The organism is Bacillus sp. SM2101 (genome assembly GCF_018588585.1).
GTDB classification, from domain to species: domain Bacteria; phylum Bacillota; class Bacilli; order Bacillales; family SM2101; genus Nanhaiella; species Nanhaiella sioensis.
Window position 1 is genome coordinate 49,740 of record NZ_JAEUFG010000014.1, and the last position, 15,020, is coordinate 64,759.

The 15,020-nt window shown below is 32.1% G+C and carries 14 protein-coding genes and 1 pseudogene; 12 read left to right on the plus strand and 3 right to left on the minus strand.

Going from position 1 to position 15,020, the window contains the following annotated elements:
• Positions 1 to 135: 135 nt before the first annotated feature.
• Positions 136 to 297: pseudogene (locus JM172_RS14730) on the plus strand (cell division protein FtsZ); the annotation flags it as partial.
• A gap of 278 nt (positions 298 to 575) precedes the next feature.
• Here the strand turns inward: JM172_RS14730 and JM172_RS14735 are convergent.
• Entirely contained in the window at positions 576 to 1,103 is a 528-nt protein-coding gene (locus tag JM172_RS14735) for a GNAT family N-acetyltransferase (protein ID WP_214483129.1), read from the minus strand.
• A 468-nt stretch (positions 1,104 to 1,571) separates the two neighbouring features.
• Here JM172_RS14735 and JM172_RS25210 point away from each other — a divergent pair, with 468 nt between their 5' ends.
• The 5 genes from JM172_RS25210 (at position 1,572) to JM172_RS14755 (ending at position 6,316) form a co-directional block, all read left to right on the plus strand.
• Positions 1,572 to 1,700 (plus strand): hypothetical protein, encoded by a 129-nt coding sequence (locus JM172_RS25210; RefSeq protein WP_284730466.1) that lies wholly within the window; start codon positions 1,572 to 1,574, stop codon positions 1,698 to 1,700.
• 5 nt (positions 1,701 to 1,705) lie between these two features.
• Positions 1,706 to 1,975: a GNAT family N-acetyltransferase gene (locus tag JM172_RS14740; protein WP_214483130.1), complete on the plus strand. Its 270-nt coding sequence runs from the start codon at positions 1,706 to 1,708 to the stop codon at positions 1,973 to 1,975.
• 653 nt (positions 1,976 to 2,628) lie between these two features.
• Positions 2,629 to 3,927, plus strand: coding sequence for an amidohydrolase (locus tag JM172_RS14745; RefSeq protein ID WP_214483131.1), 1,299 nt, complete (start codon positions 2,629 to 2,631; stop codon positions 3,925 to 3,927).
• A 648-nt stretch (positions 3,928 to 4,575) separates the two neighbouring features.
• Positions 4,576 to 5,061, plus strand: a complete 486-nt coding sequence (locus tag JM172_RS14750) for an SRPBCC family protein (protein WP_214483132.1) — start codon at positions 4,576 to 4,578, stop codon at positions 5,059 to 5,061.
• 79 nt (positions 5,062 to 5,140) lie between these two features.
• A complete protein-coding gene (locus JM172_RS14755; protein ID WP_214483133.1) occupies positions 5,141 to 6,316 on the plus strand; it encodes a Kelch repeat-containing protein in 1,176 nt (391 codons plus the stop codon).
• Between the two features lie 209 nt (positions 6,317 to 6,525).
• On the opposite strand, the gene JM172_RS14760 is transcribed toward JM172_RS14755, so the two are convergent.
• Positions 6,526 to 7,389 carry an MBL fold metallo-hydrolase gene (locus JM172_RS14760; protein WP_214483134.1) on the minus strand — a complete coding sequence of 288 codons (864 nt, stop codon included), beginning with the start codon at positions 7,387 to 7,389 and terminating at the stop codon, positions 6,526 to 6,528.
• A gap of 937 nt (positions 7,390 to 8,326) precedes the next feature.
• Between JM172_RS14760 and JM172_RS14765 the strand changes: the two genes are divergently transcribed.
• From JM172_RS14765 to JM172_RS14775, 3 genes are all read left to right on the plus strand, one after another.
• Positions 8,327 to 8,575 (plus strand): hypothetical protein, encoded by a 249-nt coding sequence (locus JM172_RS14765; protein WP_214483135.1) that lies wholly within the window; start codon positions 8,327 to 8,329, stop codon positions 8,573 to 8,575.
• Between the two features lie 1,092 nt (positions 8,576 to 9,667).
• Positions 9,668 to 10,201 (plus strand): GNAT family N-acetyltransferase, encoded by a 534-nt coding sequence (locus JM172_RS14770; protein WP_214483136.1) that lies wholly within the window; start codon positions 9,668 to 9,670, stop codon positions 10,199 to 10,201.
• A 667-nt stretch (positions 10,202 to 10,868) separates the two neighbouring features.
• Positions 10,869 to 11,420 (plus strand): dihydrofolate reductase family protein, encoded by a 552-nt coding sequence (locus tag JM172_RS14775; protein WP_214483137.1) that lies wholly within the window; start codon positions 10,869 to 10,871, stop codon positions 11,418 to 11,420.
• Between the two features lie 544 nt (positions 11,421 to 11,964).
• On the opposite strand, the gene JM172_RS14780 is transcribed toward JM172_RS14775, so the two are convergent.
• The gene (locus tag JM172_RS14780; RefSeq protein ID WP_214483138.1) at positions 11,965 to 12,369 is read right to left on the minus strand and encodes an NUDIX hydrolase; all 405 of its coding nucleotides are present in this window, start codon (positions 12,367 to 12,369) and stop codon (positions 11,965 to 11,967) included.
• Between the two features lie 266 nt (positions 12,370 to 12,635).
• On the opposite strand from JM172_RS14780, the gene JM172_RS14785 reads away from it, so the two are divergent.
• The 3 genes from JM172_RS14785 (at position 12,636) to JM172_RS14795 (ending at position 14,846) form a co-directional block, all read left to right on the plus strand.
• Positions 12,636 to 12,836: a hypothetical protein gene (locus JM172_RS14785; protein ID WP_214483139.1), complete on the plus strand. Its 201-nt coding sequence runs from the start codon at positions 12,636 to 12,638 to the stop codon at positions 12,834 to 12,836.
• A gap of 39 nt (positions 12,837 to 12,875) precedes the next feature.
• Entirely contained in the window at positions 12,876 to 13,319 is a 444-nt protein-coding gene (locus JM172_RS14790; protein ID WP_214483140.1) for a hypothetical protein, read from the plus strand.
• Positions 13,320 to 13,571: 252 nt separating this feature from the next.
• A complete protein-coding gene (locus tag JM172_RS14795) occupies positions 13,572 to 14,846 on the plus strand; it encodes a DUF3238 domain-containing protein (RefSeq protein WP_214483141.1) in 1,275 nt (424 codons plus the stop codon).
• Positions 14,847 to 15,020: the final 174 nt, after the last annotated feature.

A 15,020-nucleotide genomic window follows, 5' to 3' on the forward strand; every position in this document is an offset into this window, starting at 1 on the left:
TTAAATATAAGTCAGTTAATTAAAAGTATGAAAAAATTGTTTCGCAGAGTAAATAAAATATTCAATGAGTTGGAAAAAAATAGAATATTTTAGAATAATTAATATATAAATTGTCAGTTACAAATGTAGGAGTGTTTAATGTCCGTTCCTGCTTTATTTAATATTGACTTTGCAGATGTTCAAGTGATAATGAGTAGCAAAGGTTCTACCTTGATGGGGATTAGTATATCTAAAGGAGAAAATAGAGCTGTTGAAGATGCAAAAAGAATAATTTCTAGTCCGTTATTAGAAACATCTTATTGAGGGTTCTAAGGGTAACTGTCAACCTGAAAATGTTATTCAGCAATATGGTGCTTGAAGGGACTAAGTTCCTAATAAATACTTGGGTATTGTGAATTATCTTTCTAGGCTCCCTAAAGTAGATCAAGGAAAAAAATGAATGATTGATCTCTACTTATAAAAGCGTGAACGTGAACCTTTATAAGTAGAGTATATATTGGTTAAAAAAGGCTGTCTTTAGAAAATGTTCTAATATGCAAGACAACCTTTGTTATTAATGAATAACACCTAGTTTTTTAATCTGAAAAAGCATTTGAATAATAAACAATACCTTGTACATTTTCAAGAGAGTTTTCTGTTATCTCCAGAGCCATAAACACTTCATCAGGTACTTCAAATGGAGCTTCGATATTCCATAAACTAGCTGGTTTAAATCCAAACTTTGGATAATAATCTTTATGTCCTAAAACAATTACTGAACTGTAACCAAGCTCTTTTGCGTTTTTTAGCGCACTATGAATTAATTGGCTCCCAATGCCATTTTTCTGATACTCCGGTACAACAGAAAGTGGAGCTAGCACCAAAGAATCGACAGCGTTATCACCAGATCCGATTGTTATTTTAGATAACAGAATATGACCTACAATGTTATTGTTTCGATCTTTTGCAACTAATGAAAGTTCAGGTATAAATGCATTTGATTTTCTAATGCGATTTACAAGTATATGTTCTTTCTTATCACCTACATTTAAAAATGCTCTTTTAACAATTTCTTCAGTCAATTTATATTCTTTAGAAATTTCTTGTTTAATCATGATATCCATTTATAGTCTCCTCTTCTTTAGTGAATTACATTTTCTCTATTATTCTATAAATGGGCACTTTCTCAATGAACGAAGTCACTAAGAAAGTTTACATACCCTGCTCAAACATAAGTTTAACAAACAAAAACCTCCAATTTTAGTATGTACTCATCTTACAATGTGATGTAGTACCTGTCTAGGTTCAGTGTATTTTAGAATTTTTTTAAAAATACCATTAGTAAATAATATGCTGAAATAGGAATATGTTGTAAAAGTATTAGTAAAAAAAGCATTGAGTCAACTATAGAGAAGTTCATCAGACTGGGGTATGTGATAAAAACATCTATTGGTTTACTGATAAAGCTTGTACACTTTAAGAGAAATTTTAAGTTGCTTTGAAAATGGCTGGAATATTACTAATCGTGAAATAAATTAATAAATAAATAATGACAAGTTTGTAGAGGGTGAGAAGAAGTGGTAATTGATTTTTTGTCAAATAAACCTGAGTATATACAAGAGGTTGCGGAAAAGACAAATAGTAAAATGGCTTTTGAAGATGTTTTAACATTCTTTTCAGGTACTAAAAAGGATGAGTTACCTATTACACTAATTGCTTAGGTACAGTGTCAATATTTGAAAATGACTTAAAGACACAAAACATATATAAACCTTGGCTTGCTTCCTTATATACAAAACCCGAATATCGTGGCAAAGGGATAGGGCAAATAATGATAAAAACAACCTTAAACGTGGTTAGGGATTTAGGTTATAAAGAACTTTATCTGCGCACTGAAAATGCTTCCCATTATTACAGAAATGGAGGATGGAGATATGCGAATACTGCTACTAATGATAAGAACGAAAAGGTTGATATTTTCAAACATTTTTTTTGACTTGGATAAGTTCAAGTGTTTTTATATGGAATTTACCTCGGCTCGTTTATATGAAGCCATTGGTACATGATATCAAGGACCACGAATGGACAAAGCTATCTGACATTAAGTAAAGAAATTAATGCAATAGAGTTTTTTTCTATACACAAACAACTGCCGATTCGCCTTCAAGAAAACTTATTAGTAATGATGAAACGAAAGAAGAAGGATATATCTTTCCACTTTCTGAGATTGATAAAGTAGATGCTGTGTACTATGTAGAATTTGATGCGAAAAGAGTCTGGGACAAAAAAGATTCATGGGATTCAGTTTTAGAACGTGCTCAATTAATTTGGCAGAAATAACAATTTTCTCATGGTTGAAATATCTTTTGGAAGGTATTATTATTACACAAAATGACGCCTTTCTCGAAGAAGTGCGTCTTTCTTTATTGAGGGAGATTGCTGAAGGTCGAAGAAAATATTAGAAATGAATTTTGTAATTAGCGTAACCATGTTAGCTTAATAATCCTCTATGGTAAGATAAAATTTAGCATATAAATTTAGGAGATTAGGAGAATAAGATAATATTTAATCAATAGTATTCTTAATGAAGAATACCAATAATGGATAAGAGTTAGTATTTAGAAAGAAAAATAACTGAGGAGTGGTTTTATGTCCAGTACATTTCTAAAGAATATTACCCCGACATTGATCGAATGGCGGCGTAGTTTGCACGCTTTACCTGAATTGGGATTTATGGAATACATCACTACATACAGACTAGGAAAAGAGCTAGAGAAGATGGGGTTTAACCTTTATATTGGCAAAGAAGTACTCCTAGAAGGCTCACGTATGGGGGTGCCTTCCATCGCTGATCTTGAGTCACATGAGAAAAAGGCTTTAGACTGGGGTGTAGAAGAGTCGTGGCTAGATAAAATGCGGGGAGGCAATACAGGACTTGTTGCGACATGGGACTCAGGTAAAAAGGGTGAACATATTGGATTTCGATTTGATATAGATGCATTACCGGTAAACGAATCCACCGATTCAACTCATCTGCCATTAAAGAATCAATTTGTTTCTAATGAAGAAAACGTTATGCACGCTTGTGGTCATGACGGGCATGCAGCTATTGGACTGGGAGTGGCAAAGTATATTTCATCTCATAATGACGAGCTAAAAGGTAGATTTACTCTTCTATTCCAGCCAGCTGAAGAAGGAGGGAGAGGGGCTAGAGCAATGACTGCTAAAGGGTGGCTCGATGATGTCGATTATTTTTATTCCGGACACATAGGCATTCAATCATTACCCGTTGGAACGATTGCAGCAACAACACAAGGTTTTCTTGCTTCAACCAAATTCAATGTCTATTTTAAAGGAGTTTCCTCTCATGCTGGCATGAATCCAGAGCTTGGAAAAAATGCGTTATTAGCTGCAACAACTGCTGCTAATCATCTGTATGGAATCCCGCGCCACCATGATGGTATAACCCGCGTGAATGTAGGGAGAATGACTGCTGGAAGCGGGCGGAACATTATCCCAGAGGACAGCTATATGGAAATAGAAGTACGGGGAGAAACGGCTCAGATTGCAGTTTATATGGCTGAGAAAGCTACACAGATTATTCAAGCGGCAGCACATATGCATGATGTTTCCTACACGATTGAGGAAGTAGGCGTTACAGAAGTAGTTGTTTGTGATGATGCACTCATACCAAAAATAACTGATTGGTGTTCGTCAAGTGAGTTTATTAAAGAAGTATTGCCAGTAGTGTCAGTGTCTGGCTCAGAAGATGTCAGCTTCATGATGAATCGAGTACAAGAGCATGGGGGCAAAGCTACATATATGCTCTTTGGCACTGAACTTGATTATCCTCATCATCACCCTCGATTTAATTTCCAGGAAGAAACTTTATTAGCTGCGACTGAGGCATATATTTGTATTTTAAATGGGGGATCTAGAGATGTTTGAAAAACAAAATTATTATAGGTGTAGGACTACTACAAAAGTCGTTTTCAGCATATCACCGCCTTCTGAGCACTTTATGTGAAGTACTAAAATATGTATGAAAAGTAAGTTGCCTTTTGATATTTTTAAAATCTCCATAAAAGTGTTAAGTTAATAGAAATAATTTTGTCAGGAATAACACTGATACAATCATGTTTAGAAAAAGCCTAATTTCTCAATTATCATACTGAGAGGTCGGGCTTTTTAGTATGTATTGTTTATTAACGTTGTATTCCGTATTCTCCTGAAGCTAACCGCAAGTGATTCAATTAATAATCTTTAATTTCCTAGATTATTCGGTTGCCTCCCATGTCCCAATTTCGATAGCGGTTTAAATTTGTTACTTAAGTCACCACCAGAAATGACTTAAGCTACATGTTTAAAATATAAAACCTCCTTATGATAAACAATATAGGATCCAAAACAATGAATATTTACTAAGTTCGGCATCATACATGTACTGTCTTAAATCTATTTTTTGATCAATATCAATGATATTTTTCTACCAAACCTAAAATTAGCACACTATACCTGATATTTCACGGTTATCGATAACTTTCAACAAATAATCATATCACTAATATAAATATTCATTATAAGGAGAGGATTTTTTTGACACCTTCAGTAAATAGTTCACTATTTAAAAATATTACTATTAATTCTCCAGTAGATCTTGTTTGGCACGCATGGACGATTTCTGATAGAGTGTCTAAATGGTTTGCACCAAAAGCTGTAATTGAACTGAAAAAAGGTGGAGCATTTGAGTTATATTTTGAATCTAGGGATATTGAATGTATGAATACAAAAGGCTGTAAAATAAAGAGATTTGTACCTAAACAACAGTTAGAATTCACTTGGAAAGGTCCAGATCAATTTGCCTCCATTATGAACAATCAAGATGATCTGACACTTGTAAATATTCTTTTTGAAAAAGAAGAAGAGAAAACTAACATTTTAGTTGAACATTATGGATGGGGGTACGGAGAATTTTGGGAAGAAGCATATAAATGGCATGAGAAAGCATGGCAAGATGTCCTCGGAAGCCTTAAATCTGCATTAGAGCAGGGGAAAGGCGAGCTTTGTTGTCAACCAGAGTAAACAGATTACATATAGTAAAATATTACATTGGAAAGTCAATTGATATAAAAAATATATTATTTGAGAGGAATTTTTAAACATGAAATTAACTAAGAAACTATTTATGTCATTAATCATAGCAATAACAATGTTGTTATCAGTATCATTGTTACCTAGCTTTGCTGAAGGTAGCTGGGACACAGTTTCTACAATGCCTACCGAACGAATAAATTTTGGGATTGAAATAGTAAATGGGAAATTTTATGCTATTGGAGGTTCGAATGCTAACGGGGATTTAGATACTGTTGAAGAATATGATCCGGAAACAAACACGTGGGAAAAGCGAGCGAGTATGCCAACAAATAGATACGCATTTGAGGTTGCGACAGTAAAGAGGAAAATATATGCTATTGGAGGCTTTAATTCTATTGGGGATTTAAATACTGTTGAAGAATATGATCCGGAAACAAATACGTGGGAAAAGCGATCAAGCATGCCAACAAATAGATACGCATTTGAAGTTGCAACAGTAAATGAGAAAATATATGCTATTGGAGGCTTTAATAATACCGGTGAATATTTAGATACTGTTGAAGAATATGATCCGGAAACAGCCATGTGGGAAACAAAAACGAGTATGCCAACAAATAGATACGCATTTGAAGTTGTAACAGTAAATGGGAAAATATATGCTATTGGAGGCTATCGATATAATAATATTATCGCAAAATTTTTAGATGCTGTTGAAGAATATAATCCAGAAACAGACACATGGGAAACAAAAACGAGTATGCCAACAAATAGATATGGATTAGAAGTTGTAACAATAAATGGGAAAATATATGCTATTGGAGGCTATAATAATAATGGTGAATATTTAGATACCGTTGAAGAATATAATCCGGAAACGAACACGTGGGAAACAAAAACAAGTATGCCAACAAATAGATACGCATTTGAAGTTGTAAAATCAAATGGGAAAATATATGTTATTGGAGGCTTTAATAATGTCGGTGAATATTTAGATACTGTTGAAGAATATGATCCGATAACAAACAGCTGGGAAACAAAAACGAGTATGCCAACAAATAGATACGCATTTGAAGTTGTAGCAACAGACGGGAAAATCTATACTATAGGCGGAATAAATGGTGTTAATTCATATGTTAATTCAGTAGAAGCTTATACACTAGCTTATGAACCAGTCAAAACAAACCCTACCAAACTATTAGCAAATTCAGGAGGCTCACTACTAAATCTTATACACAGGTGCTGAAAAACTAAATTGTGTAACGACCCACAACATCAAGTGGCACATATAAACTAGATAGTAAAGTTTTATAGATACAAACGTATGATGTTATAACATCATTTATCAGGAAGAGCCAACAATTAACATAAAATATACTTAATTGAAAGTGGTAATAGATATAAATAGAGAGCTGCTAATGGGCAAAGAGAGCTCCTTAGCAGCTATAGACAAATTTAGTGATGTGCTTTTTCTTTCATTGATTTATTCCCATTAACAAAGCCACCTATAAAAAAGGATTCAGCTTCAGAAGGTGGTCTTTTATATGTAGCGGTAAATTTCCTTTTTGCTTCTTCAACCGAAGTACCCTTTTCTACTATATTTCCAGTGGATTTTAATTGATGCCAAAACCCGTCCATTTCTTCTTTATCACAAATACTTTCATGAGAACAAAAATAGTATTCGATATCATTTTTCTCAATTTTATCTATCATTGGAAATAATTTTTCTTTTGTAAAAACATAATCACCGTTATACCTTCCGTTATAGACACAGTCCCCTAAGAAAATTACTTTTTCCTCAGGAATATAAATAACTGTTGATTCCAGAGTATGATCTCCTCCAACATCGTTTATGATGCAATTAATGCCACCTAAATCTATTGCCATGCTTCCTTTGTATGTTATATCCAAGTCTCCTATAAGGAAGCTATCCCTTTCTGGAATTTCTTTCTTTATACAACTAATCTCAAATTCATTTAAGATACCATTCTGAAGGTATACTTCTAAAGAAGCATCATCCCACTTCATATTTCTCATTTCTTCTAGTTTTATTTTCGTATTTTCATGACCTATAGTTGTTAAATTCATCTCTTTTATACCGAATACGTGATCGAAATGCCAGTGAGTGATTACTAAATATTTGACTGGTGGAATATTCAAAGATTTTACTTCGGCTAAAAACTCTTTAGCATGTTGTGGAGAATTTCCTGAATCAACAATTAAACTGTATTTATCACCGCATACAAGTCCTAATATAGGTCTGTCAGTGTCATTATTATGAGGCATGTAATAAATTCTCTCTGTTAGTTTTTTAAGCATGTTCTTTCCCCTTTTTTAAAATGATAAACTTCCAAGTATATAATTTGGAAATCTATTCATTTTATTTTAATACTTAGATGAAACAAAAAACACCATCTTTACAAAAAAGTTATCTTATTTCCTCCAAATGGATACTTAGCTTAATAATTATTATATAAAAACAACACTGACAACATTATGTCAGCGTTCTATCAAAAAATACTGTACGTCGCTGATTAATGTAAGTATATAAGATTTAGGGTGTTCTCGTGGATTTGAAGGAAGCCACTTTAATTAAAAACACTAGTGATAAAAAGTTACGTATCTTTTATAATACAGCTAAGTTAATTTTCAACAGTATTAGCTTTTGTGATTATTCATAAAAAATATTATAGTTAAATGAAACCCCTGCCAGATTGATGTCGGAGTTCGTTATGACCTATATCAAAAATTTTGAATAGTAGAACAGTCATTTGGGGACGTAATACCATTCCCCTTTTTAGAAATTATAAGCATTTCATTTTACGTATTGTAATATCGAATGACTATTTTGTAATCTAGGAGTAGTTTGTTATACATAAGGAACTAATCAAGATGATTGAAATAACACATATCGTTATGAATGAAGATACTCGGGAATTAACATGTAGAGAAAAATGTAGTCAATGAAAAAATATAAGTTAGATTGAAATATAAACTTTTGTATCACGTTGAATATTATAAATAAATACCCTTCAATTATTATCAATATATTCATATAAACGTAAGAAAAGCATAGCATTTTAAAGAATACTACATACTAATCTCCCTAAATCATCTCTCAAGACAAAATCACACTTTTCAGTATTTTGGTATGATAATAGTAACCAAATTTCCCCTTTATGCACTTATATATAGCATATTTTGCCTAGTAAAACGGTACTTTTTGGTAGCGTTTTACTACTATTTTAAGGCTAAAGTGGATAAGGTGAGAGAAGGGAGAGGAATTAAAATAAAGAATATTAAACAGTATGATAAAATTTCTGGTGAACTTTTAAAAGCTCTTGGATATGTAGATGAAACTCTAAATAACAGAGGTAACAAATCAATCGACGAAATAAGAAAAGCAGAGTATCTTTTAGATAGAATCCAACAAGATTTATCAATAATGGAATTAGCTCTTAATAGAAGAAAAAAAATCACTAACCAAGGTAGAATTGCTAAATGAGGTGACAAAGTTGAGTAACAATATTAAAAAGCCTGAGCTAAAAGGTTGGCTTTTTTGGGTCATAGCTTTAACACTTGTAGTTGTGATTACGGGATCATTAAAATAAGTAAAACCCTAGGGGAAGAAAAATATCAGGGTTTTACTTATTTTTATTTACTTCATTAAAACTTTACATCCTCCCAGATCATTTTCTAACTTCCATCAAATGATTGTGTGCACTAGTCTTCTTACAACCCTCCAAGTCGGATTGCATAGGTTTAGCAAAATGTTATCAAAAGAATTAACATGAGCTAATATTTATACTAACGTCATTCTCTCTGTTTTACGTTAACTGAAAGAGCACTTAATATCTATTCCCATCAATCTGTCTAAAAGCACATTCAACGCCAAAAAAAATAATAGGATCTCCTTAAGATGTAGTCATGATATTGTTATCTAAGTTTGGCTTCAAATAGTTTGAAGAATGGAGGAATGAACTTATCAATTTTGCCTGATGTTTGAATATTACACTTAACAACAACCTTAAATAATATTTCAGTAATAGATACAAAAATAATAGTTACTACTGATACAATTCTACTATAAGCTAATACCATCTAATAGATATAAATTAGCATATATAACTTATCAAAATGTACATACAGCAACAGTGATGGATTCAAAAACGTATTCTGTATTTGGAACAGTTCAAGAAGGTTCTAGTCAACGCTTTACATCAAATGGGTTAGTATCGTATATTGGAAAAAGTACCGAGGGTTCTGAGTCACCCGTTTTTTTTTTGAGATAATCCCATAGCTATAAGATTCACAACACTGAGAGGGTTCTTTTCCTGTAAACACAAAAAATGAAGCACTTTAAGCTGAAGGATTAATAACTTGTAAATATGTAAGCAATCGTCTTAGGGTCTTTATTGTCGATATTGTTAAAAAAATACGTATAAACTTATTATTCATTTTTTGAGCTTGGAAGATGAATAACCTTAGTATAAAACATTAATAGTTATAGCATATTGATTAATGGAATTCATTAGGAGAGTTATTATAAAAACGAGAGAAATTCTGAAGAAAACTAAAAGAAAGGTACAAAATTACCATGTCAAAAATAAGCAACCTTGAATTTACACCACTAGAAACAAAAAACTTATATTTAAAATTATTAACTCTAGATGACGCAGCAGATGTTTATAAACATTTCAGAGACGAAAATATTACAAAATACATGGATATTGAACCATGCAAGGATTTAAAAGAAGCTAAAGAAATAATTCAGTTTCATATTGATGATTCTGGATGTCGATGGGGTATACATACCAAGAGTAATAATGAATTCGTAGGAACTTGTGGGTTTCATTATTTAAGACAGTCTCATAATATACTTATTGCTGAAATTGGATTTGATTTATCTAGTGATTATTGGGGAAAAGGGATAATGTTTGAGGTGTTGCAGGAAATAATTAAATATGGATTTGAATATATGAAGTTAGATGTGATTGATGCTACAGTGGAACAACAGAATGAAAGATCACAACGATTGATGAATAAATTAGGCTTTATAAAAGCACCAAAATTACAAGATAATCTAATCTACTTTTATCTGAACAAGGAAGACATATTTATTACAAAATAATGACACATAAACGATAAATAGTCCGTTATTTTCTAAATACTATTAATTGGTGTTAATTCGAAAACGAGAATATATGTTTAATGGGATAATAGGTTTACATAATTGAAATAAATCCATCCCAAGCAGGTGGTAGCACCTAAAATGATTATAAAGTAGCTACTTATTGTTCCACTTTCCCCATCATATTCTTTTTTGTTCTTTCCAAATTATATGTCTTTAATTTTTGGTAGGGCTTTCTTATTTAGTGGTGCAATAAACTATTGGGCATATAAAAAAAAGAAAGGTATGTCAGCCGGAAGCTTATGGGACGATGAAAAACTAGACCCTTTTTTATATTTAAAACACAATACCTATTGAGAAGATTTTTTGTACTGATGGCCAAGTTAAAATTAATTCCAAATGACGCATATCTGCATTAAGGATATGCGTCATTTTTATTTTTAGAGCGATATAGTTAAATAACTGTATAGTTTAAACTGATAATAGTTAAAAGAATTGTTATTAAGAGCAAAGTTGTTGAATAAGATTTTTTAGAAGACAGTAAAAAGTGTTCTACGTAGTTTGAAAATGAGCATCTCATTGAGGCTTTCTAGAAACCACATGAACTGAAATAGAGAGTATGGTCGTGGATCTAGAAGGAAATTTATGCTTTTGGGGGTATGACAAAATGGCTGAAGTAATTTATCATGTTGCAGTGTCATTAGATAACTTTATTGCTGATCAAGGGATGTTAACGGGGAATCTTGAGGAAACTCTGTTTTTATTTGAAGGAGATCATGTCCCTGATTTTCTAACAGATATTCAACAATTTGAATCATTATTGATGGGTGGAAAAACATATGAATTTGGATTTAAATTTGGAAATAAACCGGGTGAACCTAGCTATAAGGGCATAAAACATTACATTTTTTCAAGCTCTTTGCAGTTTGAATCCAATGAGGAAGTCGAGCTTATCAAAGAAGATTCTATTGACTTTATCAAGGATCTAAAGCAGCAAGAGAACTGCAAAATTTGGCTATGTGGAGGTGGGGAATTAGCGGGATCGTTGCTTAAACATCAACTCATTGATCAATTAGTACTAAAGATTAATCCTATTATAGTTGGCGAAGGAATTTCATTGTTCGGGAACATTAAGCCTTGTTTTAAATTAGAATTAGTGGATATGAAACAATATTCTAATGGAATTATTAAACCTACTTACAATATTATTTATACTTAAAAAACTTACTGTATCATAACCATTTAATTACTATAAGAGTGATTAAATAATTTTACAGACTCTAGTCGGGATAATTATAATGTTAGCGTTGGCTGTGGTACATGTTCTGGATCTGTTGGTAGCCTAGCACAACAATTAACTCCAGCAAGTGTATATGATGGATATCCATTTTGATGGAAATAAATAAAGTATTAGAGTTTGATTAAAAGCTGATGGACCACATAAGGTAACATTGTATCTATAGGAATGAATGTTGACAACAGACTGGCAGTATTCTTATGATAAACGATTTACTACAATGACGGAGTGAAGCTATTGGTCTTGTATCTGGGGACTAAAAATGGAACAAATGTGATCTTATAAGTAATAAGATCTATCATATGTAGCAAAAGTATTATTAAAATCGTAGGTGAACAATACCTGCGATTTTTGTTTGAACAGGTCTGAATCCAGCCCTTTAATCGAAGGACATAAAATTTATTCACAATAAACAACTTAACTTATGAAAGCCCTACAAATTAGTAGGGCTAAATAGTACTAATTATTAAAATGCACGACTAGCTACATGTCCTTGAAAGTTCAAAGTGTCTGTCACTCGTATTCGTTGAATCTCGCTTAACTCAGATAAAGGGAACCATTTATGCTCAGAGTGCTCAGAGCTGAGTATAATCTTGGCATCCTGTGGAATAGAACAACGGAAAATTGCAGCCTGGGTATTTACTATACTATGGTAATAAACTCCTGTTAATACAGCATCTTCAACATCTACTCCAAGCTCTTCTCTACATTCACGGAATAATGCTTGATGAATAGTTTCTCCAGGCTCAACACTCCCGCCTGGTAAGCTCCACCCTTTATTCCCATATGTTCGCTTTAATAGGAGAACATTACCTTCCGAATTAAATATTATTGCATGAGAACCAAATCTAAAAGTATCATTGAAAGCCATGTTTTTCCCCCGTCGTAAGTCTTCGTTAGATTTTTACTAGTTATCTATTCTACACAAGTACTGTATAATCCTTTGCTTATCAATAACAGCAAACCTTGTGAAAAGAATAAATAAATTATTACTACTTCTTCAATATTTTTATGGCCATTTTTGTAACATTTACATAACCTCATCCGTATTACATATATAAAATGCTATTTCATTAACAAATGGCGGAGCAGGATCGTAACGCAACATTAAACTAAAACAAGGTAGGAGTTGAAATGATGCCTTTGTGGTTATTTGTCGTAGGTATATTTGGTGGGTTACTATGCTTAGGTTTTATTATTGATTCTAGGGCTAAGAAAAAGAATAGAAGATTTGAACCAGAAGAGGGAATAAAAAATGCTTCGAGTTCTCAGCAAATCTATACTGAACAATATCTTGACCAAGAAAGAAAAAATACAGGATACGATAATTTACATTAAACATAAATATAAAACTGCTCTAAGTTGAGGGGAAAATATTTGAAAAAGACAAGTATGACATTATTAATGATGTTAGTAGTATTAACATCTTGTTCTAAGGAAGAAATTATAACATATGAATACACATTTAGCGGAGAAGGGGAATATTGGAAAGGTACATTTATTACAGCTGGTACACAAATTTGGGGAGATGATAAGGGACAGCTCACTTATAATTATGAAGATAATGAAGAGTTTATGTTGGAGTATATTGGAGAAACTAATGAAATTTTACAAATAGAGTCTCTAGAGTATAGCTATACAACATCTTCGGGAGGTCATAATAGTAGAAGAACGTTTACAGAGCCACCAACTGAGCATATATTTACTTCATCTAGCTCTTCAAAAGGTGGTGCAAAAGTTCAAGAGAATGAAATAATACAAGTTACTGTAAAATGGGATCAGCTTGAAGAAGAATTTGTACTAATTGCTGACAATAATTAACCTTTTTTATGAAGGAGTAGCTTTGTATCAAAATAAAATACGTAACTAAAGTTCATTTTGTATGTGGTTTTATATTGATCACAATGTTATGTGAAAGAATGTATAGTTGTCATGCATCCAACACAAAATATATTTACTACAATCCTTTTTTATATAATGACTGACATTCGCTTTCTCCCTTATTTCAAAGCACTCATATACGGGTGCTTTTTATACTTTGACGAGAATACTATTTACATGGAGGTATAGCACATGGAAAAAATGATAGCATTTGTTGCAGCTTTGGTTTTTTTTCCAGCTCTTACTTATTCAGAAGACGACATACTAGCTCAAGAAAAATTTAATAATATTATAAAGGTTGAGAGTATTATTGAATCAATAAATTCAATTACCATATATTGGCATGACTATGAACATGTAAATAATATTTACAGAGATGGGGTGAAATTACACACTGGAAGTGATAATGAAATTATTGATACTAACTTAAAACCTGGATATATATATACATATATAATAGAAGCTTTAGATTCCAAAGGAAAAATATTGGATGTTGTAAAAATACAAACATCTACAGAACCGCCCGACAAAAATATCGATGATTCATTGGGAGATATGGTTGTAACAACAATCGGAAAAAATTCATATATCGCGATTGATTGGGAAGATATTCAAAACATAACAAGCTATGAAATATTTAGAAATGATGAACACCTTACTACAGTAATGAAAAGTGAATTTACAGATCATAATATTACCTTAGATGAAGAGTACACATATAAAATTGTTGGCGCAAGAAAAGTCAAAAAGGATAAAAGAGATAAAATAGACAAAGGTATAAATAACAATAGGCTTCAGAACAAACAAAAAGAAGAATTGTATATAGAAGAATTTGAAATAAGTAAACACGTTGGTGCTATAAGAAATCACATTGTTGGAGAAAGTAAAGCTGTCAAAGACCAAGACATGACTAAGCGATGGGAATTAAGGTATACGACCTTTCTTAAAGATAAATGGGTTAAGAATCCAAACGGGCTTTCAAAATACAAATGGTTTTCTGGTGATAACAGAGGGTATAGTGCTACTAGTTTAAGTTACAGAACAAGAACACATGTAAATATTTGCTTTTGTTCAGCAGCTGAATCAGTTACGTTAGAAAGATACGTTGGTACAACTCATGGATACGATGTAAACAAAAAACTCATTGACAGTGATACAGCATCTGAAGCTGGAATAGTATTAATTAATGTTGATATAGATTCAGCTAAAATAAAATTTGATGTAGATCACGGTGTTGGTAATCCATTAGTAGCTTCTCTAGATGTAAATTATGAATTAGTGGGTGAATTTTATAGTAATGGGAACTACAAACTTTCTGGAGAACATGACCAAGCTCCTCATCATGAGGTATATTTAAAAAGAAGCAACAGCTCTTCTTGGGAAACAGTGTACAAAGCAGCAAGTAAAGGCATTGAACGGCTTGCTCCACCATTTATTAATAAAAAATGGAGTAAATCAAACTTTTAATAACCTTTAACATAGTATCTCTATGTTTGGTAAAGTAAAAATAAAAAGTAAAATGCAGACTTCTTAATTATTGATACAAGTTTTTGTCGTAGTGATTGTTGTTTCGTTCTAAAATATAACCACTGTAAAATTAGCGGACCTTTTCTATGTTAAAAGTAAGAGGGTTTGCAAAAA

Bases quoted from the DNA above. Each gene is read 5' to 3' on its own strand.
- JM172_RS14735 (WP_214483129.1), bottom strand. From the start codon at position 1,103: ATGGATATCATGATTAAACAAGAAATTTCTAAAGAATATAAATTGACT.
- JM172_RS14745 (WP_214483131.1), top strand. From the start codon at position 2,629: ATGTCCAGTACATTTCTAAAGAATATTACCCCGACATTGATCGAATGG.
- JM172_RS14755 (WP_214483133.1), top strand. From the start codon at position 5,141: ATGAAATTAACTAAGAAACTATTTATGTCATTAATCATAGCAATAACA.
- JM172_RS14760 (WP_214483134.1), bottom strand. From the start codon at position 7,389: ATGCTTAAAAAACTAACAGAGAGAATTTATTACATGCCTCATAATAAT.
- JM172_RS14770 (WP_214483136.1), top strand. From the start codon at position 9,668: ATGTCAAAAATAAGCAACCTTGAATTTACACCACTAGAAACAAAAAAC.
- JM172_RS14775 (WP_214483137.1), top strand. From the start codon at position 10,869: ATGGCTGAAGTAATTTATCATGTTGCAGTGTCATTAGATAACTTTATT.
- JM172_RS14780 (WP_214483138.1), bottom strand. From the start codon at position 12,369: ATGGCTTTCAATGATACTTTTAGATTTGGTTCTCATGCAATAATATTT.
- JM172_RS14785 (WP_214483139.1), top strand. From the start codon at position 12,636: ATGCCTTTGTGGTTATTTGTCGTAGGTATATTTGGTGGGTTACTATGC.
- JM172_RS14795 (WP_214483141.1), top strand. From the start codon at position 13,572: ATGGAAAAAATGATAGCATTTGTTGCAGCTTTGGTTTTTTTTCCAGCT.